Below are 17,500 nucleotides of genomic sequence, written 5' to 3' on the forward strand. Positions count from 1 at the left end.
CCATGATGAATCTCGCCGAATATCGCCGGTCCTCGACCCGTCTCGCAGACTTCTTGCCCTGGGCCGCGCTCGTCGCGCCGGGCGTCGTGCTCAACAAGGACGGCAGCTTTCAGCGCAGCGCGCGCTTTCGCGGTCCCGATCTCGATTCCGCCGTACAGGCCGAGTTGATCGCGGTCGCCGGCCGTCTCAACAGCGCCTTCCGCCGGCTCGGAAGCGGCTGGGCGATTTTCGTCGAAGCGCAGCGCCATGCGGTCGGCGCCTATCCGGCGAGCCGCTTTCCCGATCCGGCGTCGGCGATCGTCGATGCCGAGCGCAAGGCCGATTTCGAGGAAGACGCTGCGCACTACGAGTCGAGCTATTTCCTGACCTTCGCCTTCCTGCCGCCCGCCGAGGACGCCGCCCGCGCCGAGACCTGGCTCTACGAAGGCAAGTCCGATCGTGGCGTCGATGCCTGGGAGGCGCTGCGCGGCTTCGTGGATCGGACCGACCGCATCCTCCAGCTGGTCGAAGCCTTCATGCCGGAATGCGCCTGGCTCGACGATGTCGAAACGCTGACCTTTCTCCACACGACGGTCTCCACGAAGCGCTACCGCGTCCGCGTTCCCGAGACGCCGATGTATCTCGACGCGCTGGTTGCCGATCAGCCGCTCACCGGCGGCCTGGAGCCACGCCTTGGAGAGACGCATCTGCGCATCCTGACGATCGTCGGCTTTCCGACCGCTACGACGCCGGGGATCCTCGACGAGCTGAACCGGCTCGCCTTTCCGTATCGCTGGGCGACGCGTGCGATCCTGCTCGACAAGACCGACGCCACCAAACTGCTCACCAAGATCCGGCGGCAATGGTTCGCCAAGCGCAAGTCGATCGCCGCGATTCTGAAGGAGGTGATGACCAACGAGGCGAGCGTCCTCGTCGATACCGACGCCGCCAACAAGGCTGCCGACGCTGACCTCGCGCTCCAGGAGCTGGGTGCCGATTATGCCGGTCAGGCCTATGTCACCGCCACGATCGCGGTCTGGGACGCGGACCCGCGCGTGGCAGCCGAAAAGCTCCGTCTCGTCGAGAAGGTGGTTCAGGGCCGCGACTTCACGGCCATGCCCGAGACGATCAACGCCGTAGACGCCTGGCTCGGCTCGCTGCCCGGCCATGTCTACGCCAACGTCCGGCAGCCGCCGATCTCGACGCTCAATCTCGCCCACATGATCCCCCTAAGCGCCGTGTGGGCGGGGCCGGAACGGGATGAGCACTTCAGTGCGCCCCCCTTGCTGTACGGCAAGACCGAAGGGTCCACCCCGTTCCGGTTCTCCATTCACGTCGGCGACGTCGGTCATACCCTGGTGGTAGGCCCGACCGGCGCCGGCAAGTCGGTGCTGCTGGCGCTCATGGCACTGCAATTCCGGCGCTATGCCCAGGCCCAGGTGTTCGCCTTCGATTTCGGCGGATCGATCCGCGCCGCCGCGATTGCGATGGCCGGCGACTGGCACGATCTGGGTGGCGGCCTGACCGAGGGCTCGGCCGACAGCGTGGCGCTGCAGCCGCTGTCGCGCATCGACGAGGCCGCCGAGCGCGCCTGGGCGGCGGATTGGATCGCCGCGATCCTTATCGGCGAAAGCGTCCAGATCACGCCGGAGGTCAAGGAACTGATCTGGACGGCGCTGTCGTCGCTCGCCAGCGCGCCGATCGGCGAGCGGACGATGACGGGCCTGTCTGTGCTGCTCCAATCCAACGACCTGAAGCAGGCGCTGCGACCCTATTGCGTCGGCGGGCCCTATGGCCGGCTACTCGACGCCGAGAGCGAACAACTCGGCGTCGCGACCGTCCAGGCGTTTGAAACCGAGGGGCTGATCGGGACGGCCGCAGCGCCTGCGGTTCTAGCCTATCTCTTCCATCGCATCGAAGATCGGCTGAACGGCGAGCCGACGCTCATCATCGTCGACGAAGGCTGGCTCGCCCTCGACGACGAGGGTTTCGCCGGCCAGCTCCGGGAATGGCTGAAGACGCTGCGCAAGAAGAACGCCAGCGTCGTCTTCGCCACGCAGTCGCTCTCCGACATCGACGGCTCAGCGATCGCGCCGGCCATCATCGAAAGCTGCCAGACGCGGCTGCTCCTGCCGAACGAGCGCGCGATCGAACCACAGATCACGGCAATCTACCGCCGGTTCGGGCTTAACGACCGCCAGATCGAGATCCTCGCGCGGGCCATGCCTAAGCGTGACTATTACTGCCAGTCGCGTCGCGGCAACCGGCTCTTCGAGCTGGGCCTCTCGGACGTCGCGTTGGCGCTCTGCGCCGCATCTTCCAAGACCGATCAGGCGGCCATCGACCGCATCGTCTCCGAGTACGGTCGCGACGGCTTCCTAGCCGCCTGGCTGCGCGATCGCGGCGTCGATTGGGCCACCGATCTCATCCCCAACCTCACCAACCTGGAGAAGACCCCATGAAACCGAGCCGTCTTCGCGCGGTGCGGCTAGCCGCCGCGCTGATTGTGCCGTCCGTTGCGATCGCCCCGATGCTGGCGACGCCGGCTCACGCGATCATTGTCTTTGACCCGAGCAACTATGCGCAGAACGTGCTTCAGGCGGCTCGAGCGCTCCAGGAGATCAACAACCAGATCACTTCGCTTCAGAACGAAGCGCAGATGCTGATCAACCAGGCCCGCAACCTCGCCAGCCTGCCCTACTCCTCGCTGATGCAGCTCCAGCAGTCGGTCCAACGGACCCAGCAACTCCTGCAACAGGCGCAGGGCATCGCCTACAACGTCCAGAACATTGACCAGGCCTTCCGCACCACTTACGGCAACGCTTCGATGTCGGCCTCCGACCAGCAGCTCGTCGCCGACGCCCGCACGCGCTGGCAGAACACCGTGTCCGGCCTGCAGGACGCCATGCGCGTCCAAGCCGGCGTCGTCGGCAATATCGATACCAACCGGACCCAAATGTCGGCGCTGGTCGGCCAGAGCCAGGGCGCGACCGGTGCGCTGCAAGCGACCCAGGCCGGCAACCAGCTCCTTGCACTCCAGGCCCAACAGCTTGCCGATCTCACCGCCGTCGTCGCCGCAAACGGCCGGGCGCAGGCCCTGAGCGACGCGGAACGAGCGGCGGCGGCTGATCAGGGTCGGGAGCAACGCCGTCGCTTCCTCACGCCGGGCAGCGGTTACCAGCCCGGCAACGCGCAAATGTTCCCCGCCAGCAACTGAGGACGCGGCAATGGACGGGAAAACGCTCGCGCGCATCGGCGCCATCGTCTTCGTTGCAGTTGCGATCACCGCGACCGCAATCGAGGTCACTCGCAAGGCACAGCCCACCGAGAGCTGGGGCGCCAGCGGCCCATCCCCCACGAAAGCCGATCCACTTCGTGCCGAACTGTTGCGCTGCCAGGCGCTTGGTGAAGGAGGCCCGCGCGATCCAGCGTGCCTGCGCGCCTGGGCGGAGAACCGCACGCGTTTCCTTGCCCCTGGGTCCCGCCCGGAGGAACGGCTTCCCGAAGCACAGCCCGAGCAGCTTCCGGCGACGCCACAGGCGCAACCCGCAGAGGCGCACTGAACCATGGGCAACACTGGTGTCATCGACCATTTTCTCGAGGTCTTCACGCGCTACATTGACGGCGGCTTCGGTTTGCTCCGCGGTGAAGTGGCCTTCATTGCAACGACACTGATCGTCATCGACGTCACGCTGGCCGCGCTGTTTTGGTCGTGGGGCGCGGATGACGATATCATCGCGCGGCTGGTGAAGAAGACGCTGTTCGTCGGTATCTTCGCCTACATCATCGGCAACTGGAACAATCTCGCCCGCATCGTCTTTGAGAGCTTCGCCGGCCTCGGCCTGAAGGCAAGCGGTACGAGCTTCACCACGGCCGATCTGCTGCGTCCAGGGAAAGTGGCTCAGACCGGCCTCGACGCCGGCCGACCACTGCTGGACTCGATCTCCGGCTTGATGGGCTATTGGTCCTTCTTCGAGAACTTCATCCAGATCGCCGTGATGTTGCTCGCATGGGCGTTGGTGCTGCTCGCCTTCTTCATTCTCGCCGTCCAACTCTTCGTCACCCTCATCGAGTTCAAGCTGACGACGCTGGCCGGCTTCGTGCTGATCCCGTTCGGCCTCTTCGGCAAATCGGCCTTCATGGCAGAACGTGTGCTCGGCAACGTCATTTCCTCGGGCATCAAGGTGCTTGTGCTGGCCGTCATCATCGGCATCGGCTCGACGCTGTTTTCCGAATTCACTGCCGGCTTTGGTGGTGCCACGCCGACGATCGATGACGCCATGGCCATCGTGCTGGCCGCGTTGTCGCTCCTCGGTCTCGGTATGTTCGGACCTGGAATCGCCAACGGCCTGATCTCGGGCGGCCCTCAACTCGGGGCAGGTGCGGCGGTTGGCACGAGCCTCGCTGCCGGCGGCATGGTCGCTGCGGGCGCAGCTGCTGTCGGCGCCGTTGCCTCCGGCGGTGCCGCATTGGCAAGCGGAGCGGCTGCCGCAGCTCGCGGCGGGGCTGCTCTCGCCGGTGGCGCGTCGACCTCATACAGCCTCGGCGCTGCGGGCCAGTCCGGCGCCTCCGGCGTGATGGGCGGCCTCGGGGGCGTTGCCCGGGCTGCAGGCTCTGCCGCCACCTCGCCGCTTCGGCGTGCCGCCGAGCGTTCGGCCGAAAGCATCCGATCAAGTTTTGCTGGCGGTGCGCGTGCGGCCTTCGAGGCGACAGGCGGCTCCTCGACCATGGGCACCGTAGGCGACGCTGCCGCGGAGCCGGCGCCCCCGGCAGCGAGCGGCGGCGACCAGCCGCCGGCCTGGGCGCGCCAGATGAAGCGCTCTCAACAGATGAGCCACGCGGTATCGACGACGGCCCATGCCGTTCGTAGCGGCGACAGCCATGGCGGCGGCTCCTCCATCAATCTCTCGGAAGGCGACCGCTGATGTTTCGACGCCCCTCTACGCACTACGGAAAAGCCCCTGAACCCGAAACGCCGTATCAGCGCGCCGCGCAGGTCTGGGACGACCGCATCGGCTCGGCCCGCGTCCAGGCGCGCAACTGGCGCTACATGGCGTTCGGCTCTCTTTTCCTTTCTGCGGGCTTCGCTGCCGCGCTGATCTGGCAATCGGCGCATGGGACCGTCGTGCCGTGGGTGGTCCAGACGGACAGGCTCGGCCAGGCTCAGGCGATCGCGCCAGCGACCGCCGATTATCAGCCCACCGATCCGCAGATCGCTTTCCACCTCGCGCGTTTCATCGAGGAGGTCCGATCGATCCCGGCCGACCCCATCATCGTCCGCCAGAACTGGTTGCGCGCCTACGACTTCACGACCGATCGCGGCGCAGCCGCGCTCAACGACTACGCGCGCGCCAACGATCCCTTCACCAAAGTCGGCCGCCAGCAGGTCGCCATCGACGTGTCGAGCGTGATCCGCGCATCACCGGACAGCTTCCGCGTCGCCTGGACCGAGCATCGCTACGAGAACGGCCAACTCGCCGAAACAGCCCGATGGACGGCGATCCTCACCATCGTTGTCCAGATTCCGAGCAATGCCGACCGGCTGCGCGCCAATCCGCTCGGGATCTACGTCAACGCAATTTCTTGGTCACGGGAGCTGGGACAATGAACCTGCCGATTTTCCGTAAAGCCGGCGAACCGGCTTTCCGCAACCACACATTCGCGGCTTTCCTCCTTTCCGCCACTGCGCTCGGCGGCTGCGCGACGACGCAAAAGCCGCCCGAAATCAGCTACGACGATGCGCCGGCCGCCGTGCAGTCCGTCGACCCGCCAGCGCCGGTCCAGGTAGTCGAGCTGCCGAAACCGCTGCCGCTGCCCGGACAATTGCAGCGCGTCGAACCTTCGCGCTCGACGCCGGAACCGGCGGATCCCACGGCGCGCGTCAATCAGGCGAACGCGGCGGCGCGCATGCAGCCGGTTCGTAACGGCTTCATCAATTCGATGCAGGTCTATCCCTTCACGCAGGGCGCGCTCTATCAGGTCTATACGGCGGTCGGTCAGATCACCGACATCGCGCTGCAGCCCGGCGAGCAGCTCGTCGGCTCTGGTCCGGTGGCGGCCGGTGACACGGTACGCTGGATCATCGGCGACACCCAGAGCGGTGCCGGCGCGACGCTGCAGGTCCATATCCTGGTAAAGCCCACGCGCCCGGACCTGATGACCAACCTGGTCATCAACACCAACCTGCGCACGTACCACATGGAGCTGCGCTCGACCGAGCGCACCTATATGGCATCGGTCTCCTGGCAATATCCGCAGGACCAGCTCATCGCGCTGCGCCGCCAGAATGCCGAAGCGCAAGCGACCCAGCCGGTGGCGACCGGGGTCGATCTCGCGCGGATCAACTTCCGATACGAGGTCACCGGCGACCGCGCGCCCTGGCGTCCGCTACGAGCCTACGATGATGGCCGGCAGGTTTTTATCGAATTCCCGCGAGGCATCGCCCAGGGCGAGATGCCGCCGCTGTTCGTCGTCGGCGCCGAGGGCAACACCTCCGAACTCGTCAACTACAGGGTCCGCAACAACTACATGATCGTCGACCGGCTCTTCGCCGCGGCCGAGCTGCGCTTCGGTTCGGGCGACAATCAGAAGCGCGTTCGCATCACCCGCACCGACGGGAGGCCCGCGTCGTGAGCGAAGACCGGAATGAGGATGAGGAAGCCGGTGCGCCGCTCACCGGGTCGACGCCGGAGCAGGCCACGCCGATGCGGCTGCGCGCGGATGCGCCGCGTGTCACGCGACTGTCGCGCAAGGTTCTGGCGGGTCTCGGCCTGGTCGCGAGTCTCGGGATTGGCGGCGCGCTCGTCTATGCGCTTCAGACCCGCAATAGCGGGCGGCCGCCCGAGGAGCTTTACTCGACGGACAACCGTTCCACCGCCGATGGCCTGCAAGGCTTGCCTCACGACTATACGGGCGTGCCGCAACTCGGCCCGCCGCTGCCGGGCGATCTCGGCCGACCGATCCTCAGCGCGCAGAACCGGGGGCAGCCGGTCCCGGTGCCGGGCGTGGTTCAACCGCAACCCGGTCTCAGCGCCGAGGAGCAGCGCCGCCTTCAGGAAATAGAGACCGCGCGCACCAGCCGTCTGTTCTCGACGTCGGAAGCGCGCACGACCATGTCGGTTGCCGAGGCGACAACACCGAACGCGGCGGCGCCGGATCTGACGAGTCTAGGCCTCGCGCCGCAACCTGCGACCCCGACGGCCCAGGAACGCCAGCAAGCCTTCCTGAACGCACCTGTTGATCGGCGCACGGTGGCAGCCGATCGCGTCGCGGCTCCGGCTTCCCCAAACATTCTTCAGGCTGGAGCCGTGATCTCGGCTGCGTTGATTACCGGCATTCGGTCTGACCTGCCGGGCCAGATCACCGCGCAGGTCAGCGAAAATATCTACGACAGCCCGACAGGTCACATCCTGCTCATCCCGCAGGGTACGCGTGTGATCGGTCAGTATGACAATGGTGTGGGCTTCGGTCAGCGTCGCATCCTGTTGGTCTGGAACCGTTTGATCTTCCCCAATGGTCGTTCGATCGTACTGGAACGCCAGCCAGGTGCGGATGCGGAGGGTTACGCTGGCCTCGAGGATGGTGTCGACTACCACTGGGGCGAGTTGTTCAAGGCCGCCGTCCTGTCGACCATTCTTAGCGTCGGCGCCGAGGCTGGAACGAGCGACAGTGAGAACAACCTGGCCCAAGCTATTCGCATGGGTGCATCGAACAGCATCAGCCAGACCGGCCAGCAGATCGTCAGTCGGCAGCTCAATATTGCGCCGACGCTCACCATCCGTCCCGGCTTCCCGGTCCGTGTGATCGTCACGCACGATCTTGTCCTCGAACCCTATGGAGGCTGACATGGGCAAACTGAAACTCAGCGCGATCGCAAACGACAAACCCGTCAGGGTCACGTTGGAACTTCCCGCCAGCCTGCATCGCGACCTTACCGTTTATGCCGAGATCCTCGGCCGCGAGGCTGGCCAGCCAGCCGCCGATCCGGTCCGTTTGATCGTCCCCATGTTGGAGCGCTTCATCGCTACAGATCGCGGTTTCGCAAAGTCTCGGCGAGAGCAGCCGAAGCCGGCGGAATAGGAACCGCCCATGGCGATACGGGTCAGCGCGTGCGCTTGGCCCGCTCAATCGGAACGACATCGATCCGGTCGAGTCGCCCATTGCGAATTACACTGAGCGAAACACGTTTTCCAACGCGGTCCCCATCCAGCAGCCGAACCAGATGATCCGTCCCGGTTATGGAGACGCCTTCGAGGCTGAGTATGATATCGCCCGATCTGAGGCCAGCTCGCGACGCGGGACCACCCGGCTCGACTTCGCTGATCCGAATAGCGCGTGGCCCCACGCCAACCGCGAGCTCGAGTCTCCTCGGTAGGTCGATGGTTTGCGCGGCGATTCCCAGATGAGCACGCCGCACACGTCCATGGATGATCAATTCACCCAATACGAACTGGGCCGTGTTGCTCGAGACCGCGAAGCAAAGGCCTTGAGCGCCACCAATAATGGCCGTGTTCACGCCGATCACCTCGCCTTGGCTGGTGACCAACGGCCCGCCCGAGTTGCCCGGATTCAAAGCCGCATCGGTCTGTATCACATCCTCGATCAGACGACCTTCGTGACCGCGGAGCGACCGCCCCAAAGCAGAGACAACTCCCGCCGTGACGGTCGAATCGAAGCCGAACGGGTTTCCGATCGCGACGACCAACTGGCCGCGCTTGAGAGTTCGGGAGTCCCCCAAAGTTGCGACCGCCGTGCCGCGAGGAATTTCGGCGCGCAGCAAAGCGATGTCAGTGTCGACGTCCTCGCCAAGCACGATGGCGCCTGTGGTTTCGCCATCGGAAAGCGTCAGTCGCAACTCCTTGGCGCCGGCGACAACGTGAGCGTTCGTCAGCAGGAGCCCGTCATGTGCGATGACAAATCCTGAACCGCTCCCGCCTCCCGCGCCACGTCGATTTTCGACTCGCACCACGGCAGGGCCAACGGTTTCTGCGACGTGCACGACAGCCCGCGAGTAGGCATCTATCGGATCGTCATCGGGTAATTCGCCATCGGAACGGCAGTCGGCTGCAAGTGTATCGAGCATGGTCAGAACGCTTTCACAGATGAATGACGCCGCGCCGAGCAGCGTGCGCCACCGCATCGGTACGGCCTGTCGCATCGAGCTTGTCGATGACGCGGCCGACATGAAACTTCGCCGTATCGACTGAGATGCCGAGCCTGCGAGCGATCTCCTTGTTCGAGAGGCCTTCAGCGAGGAGAGCCACAACTTCCCGCTCGCGAGACGTCAGGCCCGCGCCTGCATCCGTGTTGGCCCGCGCTGCGGAGAGCACCAACTCGGAAGCCTCGTCTGCGGACACCAAACGCACCCAATCGACGGAGCTCAGCAACTCGCTCAATCGCTCCGCCAGCGCAGGATCGTCTATGCGCACCGCGATCGTTACAGGGTCCGTGTCCATCATCCGCGGGGTCGACTCGCGATAGTGGCAGCCACCTCGACATCGACGCCCGCCCGGCTGATCCCCAAAGCGACCGAGCGGCCGATGGAATGATGATCGAGCGACCGAACGAGGGCGTTGACGGAAGGCGCGGCCTCGCCGTTCCAGCGAACGATGATGTCTCCTTGCAGGACGCCACCGATGGCGCCGGGTCCATCTGGATCGACACTCATGACCATAGCGCCCTGGCCGCCTCCGGTAACGACCACCTGTTGCAGGCCAAGTCCGAGATAGCCGCGCGGAACCACGCCATGTTCGAGCAGAAGAGCGGCCGCAGCGTTTATAGTTGCGGAGGGAATAACGAGCGTTCGACCGCGAGGGCCGCGCACCGCCATGCCAAAGACATTCCCATCAGCGGTGATCGCCAATCCGCCCTCTGCGCGATGGCGTAATCTCACATCAAGTTCGATGCGGGCGTCGATCTTCCCGCCGCGCATCGATCGCCAGGCCGGCCCGACCGCGATCGCGCTGCCGAAGGAAACCAGCGGCGCACTTTCGGCCGCCGCGGCGACCACGACGAGCGCGCCCGGACGGGGCACCTCTTGGCTGAGCACAACCGCCGGCGCGCTGGCTCCTTCGACACGAAGGAGCGTTATGTCGGTCGAGGGATCTCGCCCCACAACACTGGCGGGCTTCTGCGAGCCGTCCGCGAACTCGACCAGGATCTGCCCTTCGTCGGACAGCGTTTCATCGGCAGTGATAATGAGCCCGTCGCGCCAGACAAAGCCGCTGGCGAGCGAACGGTTCGAGGCAATTTCAACAATGCTCGGCGCCACCAATGCGGCGGTCTCAACGATCGTGGCAGACAATTGGGCGAGGATATTGGGTTCGGTCATGAGCGATCTCCTGTAGAGTCTAAATGTGTGCCTCTACGCAGCAGATCGCCACTGCCCGGTTAGGTAGGCGAATTGTGCTCCCTTGCGGATGGCTTTTCGCGCTTCACTTAAGATCGTGAACAATAGAAATCTACGAACACGCACCAAAAACACAGACCTGAAGCTAACTCTATATCTCCATCTCAGTATTGGCACGTCACGTCAAAGCAACAATTTTTCCGATATGTGAGTTGGATTCCAGATGGCGATGCGCCTCCACGATCTCGTCAAAATTGTAAGTCTTGGCTATGATCGGCTTGAGCTCCTTGTTTGCCAGCCCCGCGAGGACAAAGGTCGTCATTGCCTCGAAAACTGCGTTATCTTGCATAGCGCCCGATATTCCGAAACTGCGGATCGTCAAGTCGCGGGCTAAAACGCCGAATATCGGCAGAGGAGTAACCTCAGAGCTCAACTGTCCGTACACGACGACCTGACCTCGAGGCTTCATCGAAGCTATTATCTTTGGAAAGGATTTTCCTCCGACCGGATCGAAAGCGAGATCGGCACCGCGACCACCTGTCAGCTTCATGATTTCGGCTTCGATATCCTGTTCATCAGTTACAATGATGGATCGCGCACCCGCGCTTCTCAAGGCGTCTGACTTATTCGAACTTCGGGTGAGCGCGATAGGTTGGCCCCCGATCGCATTTGCAATCTGAATCGCCGCAAGGCCAACGCTACTTGTCGCAGCGGGAACCAACACGGCTTCCCCCTTCTTAAGCTGCCCTACATGGATTAGTCCGCCCCAGGCAGTGCCATATGCCATCCAGATGGCGGCAGCATCCGTCCATCCCATTCCTATGGGGATTTTGACAAGCGCGGAAGCTGGTGCGAGAGACGTCTCTCCATAGAGGCCGTATGCATCAATCGGGAAAGACGGCACGACTGCAACCCGGTCGCCTACCGAAAAATTTTTGACGTCTTTGCCGATCTGCTCGATTTCGCCAGCCGCCTCATATCCAAATTGAGCGGGGAAATGCGGCTGTCCCAAATACTCTCCCGCTCTGAACATCAAGTCTGCGCGGTTAAGGCCGATGGCCCTGATCTTGAGTACGACTTCGCCCTCACCAGGTAAAAGCAAGCCCGTATCTTCATACTGTAAGACGTCCGGACCGCCGGTGCGATGAATTCTGATCGTTTTCGACATTAAGTTTCCTCGATTTTTTACGAAATTTTTGACGTCAACTCAGACGAGCATCCTCGCCGATGCCACTCAGCGGGCGAAGGACGACTTGATGTCATTTTGAACGCCCAAAGAGGACTTGCCAGCGGCTATGACGGACGAAGGGGTCGGCCAGGGCGGGCCGTGGGTCCTGCATGACTCGTTGTGCCAGTAGCCATGCGATGCCGGCAAAAAATACGCCGCCCGCAGCCTGACCGATCAACGCGCCCGACGCGCCCCACCAACCCGCGCCCACGATCACGAAGGGCCAGGTGCCGAGGGTATGACGCCCCCAATTGATGGACGTCGAATAGAGCGGATGGCCGAGATTGTTGAAGCTGGCATTGGCGACGAAAATCACGCCGTTAAAGAAGGACATCAGCGCGAGCGGGCCACAGAACAACAAGATCAGCGTGCGCGCTTCGCCCTTCGCCGAAAACAGCGCCACCGCACCGTCGCGAACGATGAAGAGGATCGCGGAGGCCAGCACCACATACGCGGCGGTAAACAGGATTGCCGCTTTGAAGGCCGAGCGCACCCGGTCGCTGCGCCCTGCTCCAGCATTCTGACCTATGATTGGGCCGATCGCTCCAGAGAGGGCAAATATCACAGCGAAGGCCAGCGGCGTGAGACGCCCAATGACGGCCGTGCCCGCGACCGCTTCCGTTCCGAACCGAGCGACCGCGCGGGTGACGATCGCCGTTCCGATCGGCGTTGCAATATTGGCTGCGACGGCCGGAAGCGCTATGGTGGCCGCCTGGCCGAGATTTGCCTTCAACGCTTCAACCGAAGGGCCCGCAAAGGCGTTGTGGACCCTGATCGCCGGCTGAAGCGCCATTACCAACATGACGATGTAGGAAAGCACCGTGGCGATCGCCGCGCCATCGAGCCCAAGTCCAAATCCGAAAATCAACAAGGGAGCGAGACCCGCATTGACCACGCCGCCAATCAAGGTGGCCAGCATCGATCGCCGCGCATCGCCATAGGCGCGTAGCACAGCCATGCTCGTCATCGCGAGAGCGGTGACGGCCATGCTCGGCAGAACGATCTTGAGAAAGCCCTCGGCCAGGCTCGCAACCTCACCTTTCGCACCCAGCATGTCGAGGACCGTCGGAAGCAATGGCCACATCAGCAAGGGCACGATCAGACCGACGATGGCTGCGAGTATGGCAACCGTCGTTGCCTGATTGCGGGCAGCCACGGCATTTCCACTGCCTGCCGCTCGCGCCGTCAGCGAGCCTGCGGCGATCGACAAGCCTATGTTGATGGAGTTTACGAAAAAAAGGATCGTCCCTGCATAGCCGACAGCGGCCGCCAAGGCGTTGTTCCCGATCATCGAGATGAAGACCATGTCTGCGAAGTCGACCGCGAACATGGCCATAAGACCGATGCTTGCCGTGAACGACATGACCGAGACATGGCGCATCAAGCTGCCCGACAAGAACACTCCGTTCTGGTCGGACATACTAACCCTCGCTCTCGATAGCGTCCGGCTCACCGCGAAGATCGAGCGAGGTCCTCTCCGCCGCAGGTGGCTCTTGTAATATCCCAGTCCGGCTTCTCAGCGATGCCACCTGGCGGTCGATCAATTCGCGAGCGCGCGTGCGGTAGGCCTCGTTTTCATGTTCCGGCACATCGGGGTCGAACAGGGCGGCTAGTTCGGCGATATTGCGGCGATCATCTGCTACAAATGACTCGGCGAGCCGTTCAGCATCGGGGCGGGACATGCCAAGGGCTTCATAGGCAGATCGTCCGGCGCGAACGGAGCTGTCGAAGACCTCCCGGATGATGTCCCGACAACCAGCAGCGTAGAGCTCGTACACATGACGTCGGTTCCGGGCGCGGGCGATGACATGCACATTGGGGTACGCGTGGCGGACGTAGCGCACCATGGCGGTGGCCTGCTCCATGTCGTCGATCGCCACGACCAGAAGGGCGGCCTTCTCGATACCAGCGGCGTGCAGAAGGTCGGGACGCGTCGCGTCTCCGTAAAATCCCTGGATGCCGAAGGAGCGGAGCGTTTCCAGTTGGGCCGCGGAGTGATCCAGCACAACCGTTTCGTGACCCGCGATAAGGAGCATCCGGTTCACGGTCCCGCCAAAGCGGCCATTGCCCGCAATGATTATGCGGGCGGGCTCCGTGATCGCATCGGCTTCGTGAGTTTCCTGGCGGTTGAAGCGAGGGCCGATCACCTTGTCATAGAGAATGAAGAGCGCCGGCGTCAGCATCATCGACAGCGTGATGATCAGCGTTAGGCGCGGGGCGATGTCAGGCGGTAGGACATAATGTGCCAACGCGAACGAGATCAGCACGAACCCGAATTCCCCCGCCTGTGCCAGACCCAGCCCGAAGAGCCAACCCTGTCCGGCTCGCACGCGGAATAGGCGTGCCAACAGCAGAAGAACCGCTGTCTTGATCGCCATCACGGCAAGCGTCAGCCCAATGATCGGCAGCGCTTCCGTGACGAGTAGCCGAAAGTCGATGCTCGCCCCGACGGTCATGAAGAAGAGGCCGAGAAGCAAACCGCGAAAAGGATCGATGTCGCTTTGCAATTCGTGTCGATATTCGCTGTTGGCCAGAACCACGCCCGCCAGGAACGTGCCGAGCGCGGGCGAAAGACCGACCATCATCATCAGAAGCGCGATGCCGATCACGAACTTCAACGCCGTAGCCACGAAAATCTCGCGCAAACGGGCCTTGGCGACAAAGCGGAATATGGGTCGGGCCAGAAACATGCCCGCCGCGATCACGGCGCCGACCGCCGCCAGCGTGACCAATGCCGTCTGCCAGCCACTCAATCCTGCGACGATCGAGAACGCCGGGCCGTGGCCGGCATCACTGGGATTTAATGCACCATGCGCCACAAGATCCGGCAACGCCAACAGGGGCACGAGCGCGAGGATCGGAATAACGGAGATATCCTGGAAAAGCAGGACCGAGAAGCTTGCGTGTCCGCCATCGCCTTTCATCAGGCCTTTCTCGTTCAGCGTCTGCAAGACAATGGCGGTCGACGACATTGCCAGGATCAGGCCCACCGCCATCGCGACGCGCCAGTCGAGACCGAGCAACAGCGCGCCGCCCATGATGACCGTGGCCGTGCCTGCCACCTGCAATCCGCCCATACCGATGAGGCGATGACGCATCGCCCAGAGCAGCTTCGGCTCCAGCTCCAGTCCGACAAGGAACAGCATCATCACCACGCCGAACTCAGCGAACTGCTGAATCGCGTGCACATCGACCTTGAGCAGCGCCAAAATCGGGCTGAGGACGATGCCCGCGCTCAGGTAACCAAGGACCGAACCGAGGCCCAACCGCGTCGCGATCGGCACCAGCACAATGCCGGCGGTTAGGAAAAGAAAGGCAAGTAACAAAAATTCGGACATCAGTTCATCCCGTGCGATCACGCATGTTTTCGTTGCCGCGAGCCAGCGTCTCGACGCGGTCTCGCGACAGCCGGTGGGTCACAGCGCTGCAGTGAGCTGGAGATTTCGGAAGAACTTGTCGTCGTACCGTCGACTCGAAGGCCTGGCGAGACTTTGCGCCGCCAGCCCCGCGCCGCAAATCACAAGACGGCACCCCGTGGACACGTGCAGCATCGGCAAATCGCCTTCCCCGCTACGCCGCCCCTCTGCCTGCGCCTTTTCTCCGCTTATTCCTCCGTTAATTCATGATACTGTAGAATTGCAGGCTTATTTGCGGATAAGTTTTCTACATAATGTAGCGCCAGAGTTGACGGAGGAAGCCGCACGATGCGGGACAGTTTGGATGGGGTCAGCGTGTTCGTGGAAGCGGTTGAGGCAGGCGGTTTCGCCAAGGCGGCGGACCGCCTGCTCCTTACGCGCTCCGCGGTCGGCAAAACGATCGCGCGCTTAGAGGCTAGACTCGGCGTTCGTCTCTTTCATCGAACCACCCGCAGCCAACACCTCACCGAAGACGGTCAAATTTACTACGAACACTGCTTGCGTGCGTTGAAAGAGATTCGTGCGGGAGAAGCCTCCGTAGAGTCCGGCAGGCACGACGTAAGCGGCAAGCTCAAGGTCTCCGTCCCGCTCATGATCGGCCGTCATTGCATTGAGCCGGTTTTGCTCGAACTAGCCGAGCGATATCCCAATCTTGAGTTGGATCTCAGGTTTAGCGATGGATTGGTTGACCTGATCGGAGATGGATTTGATCTTGCCATCCGAAATAGAACACCAGGTGACGGCGATGGCCTCAGCACCAGAAAGCTCGCCAGCCAAAGAGCCGTCATATGTGCGGCGCCATCATATCTAGCCCGTCACGGCACCCCGACATCGATCTCCAGCCTCAAAGATCACGAAGCGCTCGTCTATTGGCAGAATGACCACCCTGTGCCCTGGATATTTCGTAGCGAGGCTGGCCATACCACCGAAGCAGAGCTGAAGTGGCGGTTGCAATTTAATAGTCAGGAAGCAATTGCAGACGCTGCGGTGCAAGGGATGGGCCTCGCAAGACTTCTGACCTGGCTTGTCAAAGATCATCTTGACGCAGGTCGATTGGTAGCCATGCCCGCTGATCGCTTCCCGACGATCCCGCTCGATACTTATTTGGTCTGGCCATCGACAAAACACCTTCCGATGAGGCTGCGTGCCGCAATTGATGTCCTGGCGGCTAGACTTCCGCACATGATCGACGTCTGACTCAGATGGTGGCGCGGAAGCAACCGCGCGGAGCGTCACCCATTCGAGTTTGCGCAGGCGCCCGATCGCGGCGGCTGGTGATGTCTGGTCAAGCAGCTCTTGCAAACGCTTGGATTTCGAACGGGTCACCATGCGATCGTAGAACTGGACGCTACATATTGTAGATCTCTAAGCGATACACCGCCATTTGAAACTACAATATAATCTCGCAACAATTGGCGGGACGATCGCGCTCTGAGCCGGCCCTCACAGCCGGCGCTCAGACTATCGCGTCTCAATCTTGGCTTCTGCCTCTCCGCCGCCGCATCACGAGAGGGCCAAAGATGCTTGCTTATGAAATGAATGGCGCAAACGGGGTGGACAGCGTCGTTCAAGTGCAACGTCCAGATCCTGAGCCTCTAAGCGGCCAGATTCTCATTCAGATGAAGGCTTGGTCACTCAATGCACGCGACCTCCTTGTCATCAACGGTCATTATCACGGTCTGATACCGACCCATATCATCGCGCTTTCGGATAGCGCGGGTGAAGTCGTCGCCATCGGACCCGACGTTCGCCGTTTCAAGGTCGGGGATAGGGTCAGCCCCACCTTCTCCAGCAGTTGGATCGCCGGCACCATGGCCGCGAGCGACATCCCTTTGTCGCGCGGCGGCTCGATTGACGGGGTCTTAGCCGAACTGGTTGCCTGCGACGAGAACCACGCAGTTCGCATTCCGGACCATCTCTCCTTTCAAGAGGCTGCTTGCCTCCCCTGCGCCGGCGTCGTCGCCTGGAGCGCGCTCTTTGGCCCCAGGCCGCTGTTGAGTGGGCAGACCGTCCTCACTCTGGGCACCGGCGTTGTGTCAACTTTTGCCATCCAGTTCGCCAACGCTGCTGGGGCGCGGGTGATTGCGACCTCGTCGAGTGAATCCAAGATGCGGGCGATCCGCTCGATCGGCGCGTCCGAGACCATCAATTACCGGACCTTTCCGGAATGGCAGGAGGAGGTCCTCCGGCTTACTGAGGGCCGTGGTGTCGACCATGTCGTTGAGGTCGGCGGCGGCCCCGTCGAGCGATCGGTGGCGAGTACGGCCGTCGGCGGACAAATCCACGTAGTCGGCCCATTAAACGCGAAAACACTCGATCCCTGGGCGCTCACATCCGCGAAGACGCTACGCGGGCTCATGGTCGGCTCGCGCGCCGACCATGAAGCGATGAACAGGATGGTCGAGCTGCATAAGATTCACCCTCTCGTCGGCCAGGTCTTCGCGTTCGAAGAGGTCGTTGACGCCTATCGAGCGCTCGAGGCAGGCGGGCTCATGGGAAAATTGGTCATCGCGCGGAACGAGGAATAGG

Annotated in this window: 16 protein-coding genes; 10 read left to right on the plus strand and 6 right to left on the minus strand. The window is 62.7% G+C overall.

All coding sequences use genetic code 11. The features are described 5' to 3' along the window. Positions 1 to 2: 2 nt before the first annotated feature. From trbE to AC13Q5_RS01680, 8 genes are read left to right on the plus strand one after another with little or no spacing between them, the layout of a single operon-like run. On the plus strand, positions 3 to 2,441 hold the full coding sequence (trbE, locus tag AC13Q5_RS01645) for a conjugal transfer protein TrbE (RefSeq protein ID WP_488500692.1): 2,439 nt from the start codon (positions 3 to 5) through the stop codon (positions 2,439 to 2,441). Further along, a complete protein-coding gene (trbJ, locus tag AC13Q5_RS01650; RefSeq protein ID WP_488500693.1) occupies positions 2,438 to 3,196 on the plus strand; it encodes a P-type conjugative transfer protein TrbJ in 759 nt (252 codons plus the stop codon). The genes trbE and trbJ overlap by 4 nt, the downstream gene beginning before the upstream one ends. A gap of 10 nt (positions 3,197 to 3,206) precedes the next feature. Then, positions 3,207 to 3,542: a putative entry exclusion protein TrbK-alt gene (trbK-alt, locus tag AC13Q5_RS01655; RefSeq protein WP_488500694.1), complete on the plus strand. Its 336-nt coding sequence runs from the start codon at positions 3,207 to 3,209 to the stop codon at positions 3,540 to 3,542. Between the two features lie 3 nt (positions 3,543 to 3,545). After that, positions 3,546 to 4,904: a P-type conjugative transfer protein TrbL gene (gene trbL, locus AC13Q5_RS01660; protein ID WP_488500695.1), complete on the plus strand. Its 1,359-nt coding sequence runs from the start codon at positions 3,546 to 3,548 to the stop codon at positions 4,902 to 4,904. Next, positions 4,904 to 5,587 carry a conjugal transfer protein TrbF gene (gene trbF / locus AC13Q5_RS01665; RefSeq protein ID WP_488500696.1) on the plus strand — a complete coding sequence of 228 codons (684 nt, stop codon included), beginning with the start codon at positions 4,904 to 4,906 and terminating at the stop codon, positions 5,585 to 5,587. The genes trbL and trbF overlap by 1 nt, the downstream gene beginning before the upstream one ends. Then, a complete protein-coding gene (gene trbG / locus AC13Q5_RS01670; RefSeq protein WP_488500697.1) occupies positions 5,584 to 6,612 on the plus strand; it encodes a P-type conjugative transfer protein TrbG in 1,029 nt (342 codons plus the stop codon). The genes trbF and trbG overlap by 4 nt, the downstream gene beginning before the upstream one ends. After that, positions 6,609 to 7,823, plus strand: a complete 1,215-nt coding sequence (locus AC13Q5_RS01675) for a TraB/TrbI/VirB10 family type IV secretion system protein (RefSeq protein ID WP_488500698.1) — start codon at positions 6,609 to 6,611, stop codon at positions 7,821 to 7,823. Before trbG ends, AC13Q5_RS01675 begins: the two co-directional genes overlap by 4 nt. Position 7,824: 1 nt before the next feature. After that, positions 7,825 to 8,058, plus strand: coding sequence for a DUF2274 domain-containing protein (locus tag AC13Q5_RS01680; protein WP_488500699.1), 234 nt, complete (start codon positions 7,825 to 7,827; stop codon positions 8,056 to 8,058). A gap of 22 nt (positions 8,059 to 8,080) precedes the next feature. On the opposite strand, the gene AC13Q5_RS01685 is transcribed toward AC13Q5_RS01680, so the two are convergent. From AC13Q5_RS01685 to AC13Q5_RS01710, 6 genes are all read right to left on the minus strand, one after another. Further along, on the minus strand, positions 8,081 to 9,061 hold the full coding sequence (locus AC13Q5_RS01685; RefSeq protein WP_488501154.1) for a S1C family serine protease: 981 nt from the start codon (positions 9,059 to 9,061) through the stop codon (positions 8,081 to 8,083). A 13-nt stretch (positions 9,062 to 9,074) separates the two neighbouring features. Next, positions 9,075 to 9,437 carry a response regulator transcription factor gene (locus tag AC13Q5_RS01690; protein ID WP_488500700.1) on the minus strand — a complete coding sequence of 121 codons (363 nt, stop codon included), beginning with the start codon at positions 9,435 to 9,437 and terminating at the stop codon, positions 9,075 to 9,077. Then, positions 9,434 to 10,309: a S1C family serine protease gene (locus AC13Q5_RS01695; RefSeq protein ID WP_488500701.1), complete on the minus strand. Its 876-nt coding sequence runs from the start codon at positions 10,307 to 10,309 to the stop codon at positions 9,434 to 9,436. Before AC13Q5_RS01695 ends, AC13Q5_RS01690 begins: the two co-directional genes overlap by 4 nt. Before the next feature lie 196 nt (positions 10,310 to 10,505). Next, positions 10,506 to 11,495 carry a zinc-dependent alcohol dehydrogenase family protein gene (locus tag AC13Q5_RS01700; protein WP_488500702.1) on the minus strand — a complete coding sequence of 330 codons (990 nt, stop codon included), beginning with the start codon at positions 11,493 to 11,495 and terminating at the stop codon, positions 10,506 to 10,508. A 91-nt stretch (positions 11,496 to 11,586) separates the two neighbouring features. Further along, positions 11,587 to 12,975 carry an MATE family efflux transporter gene (locus AC13Q5_RS01705; RefSeq protein WP_488500703.1) on the minus strand — a complete coding sequence of 463 codons (1,389 nt, stop codon included), beginning with the start codon at positions 12,973 to 12,975 and terminating at the stop codon, positions 11,587 to 11,589. Between the two features lies 1 nt (position 12,976). Continuing rightward, the gene (locus tag AC13Q5_RS01710; RefSeq protein ID WP_488500704.1) at positions 12,977 to 14,893 is read right to left on the minus strand and encodes a cation:proton antiporter domain-containing protein; all 1,917 of its coding nucleotides are present in this window, start codon (positions 14,891 to 14,893) and stop codon (positions 12,977 to 12,979) included. Positions 14,894 to 15,259: 366 nt separating this feature from the next. On the opposite strand from AC13Q5_RS01710, the gene AC13Q5_RS01715 reads away from it, so the two are divergent. Next, a complete protein-coding gene (locus tag AC13Q5_RS01715) occupies positions 15,260 to 16,168 on the plus strand; it encodes a LysR family transcriptional regulator (RefSeq protein ID WP_488500705.1) in 909 nt (302 codons plus the stop codon). 323 nt (positions 16,169 to 16,491) lie between these two features. Continuing rightward, on the plus strand, positions 16,492 to 17,499 hold the full coding sequence (locus AC13Q5_RS01720; protein ID WP_488500706.1) for a zinc-dependent alcohol dehydrogenase family protein: 1,008 nt from the start codon (positions 16,492 to 16,494) through the stop codon (positions 17,497 to 17,499). The last annotated feature ends 1 nt before the right edge of the window (position 17,500 follow it).

The organism is Martinezella sp. CNPSo 3964 (assembly GCF_057784375.1).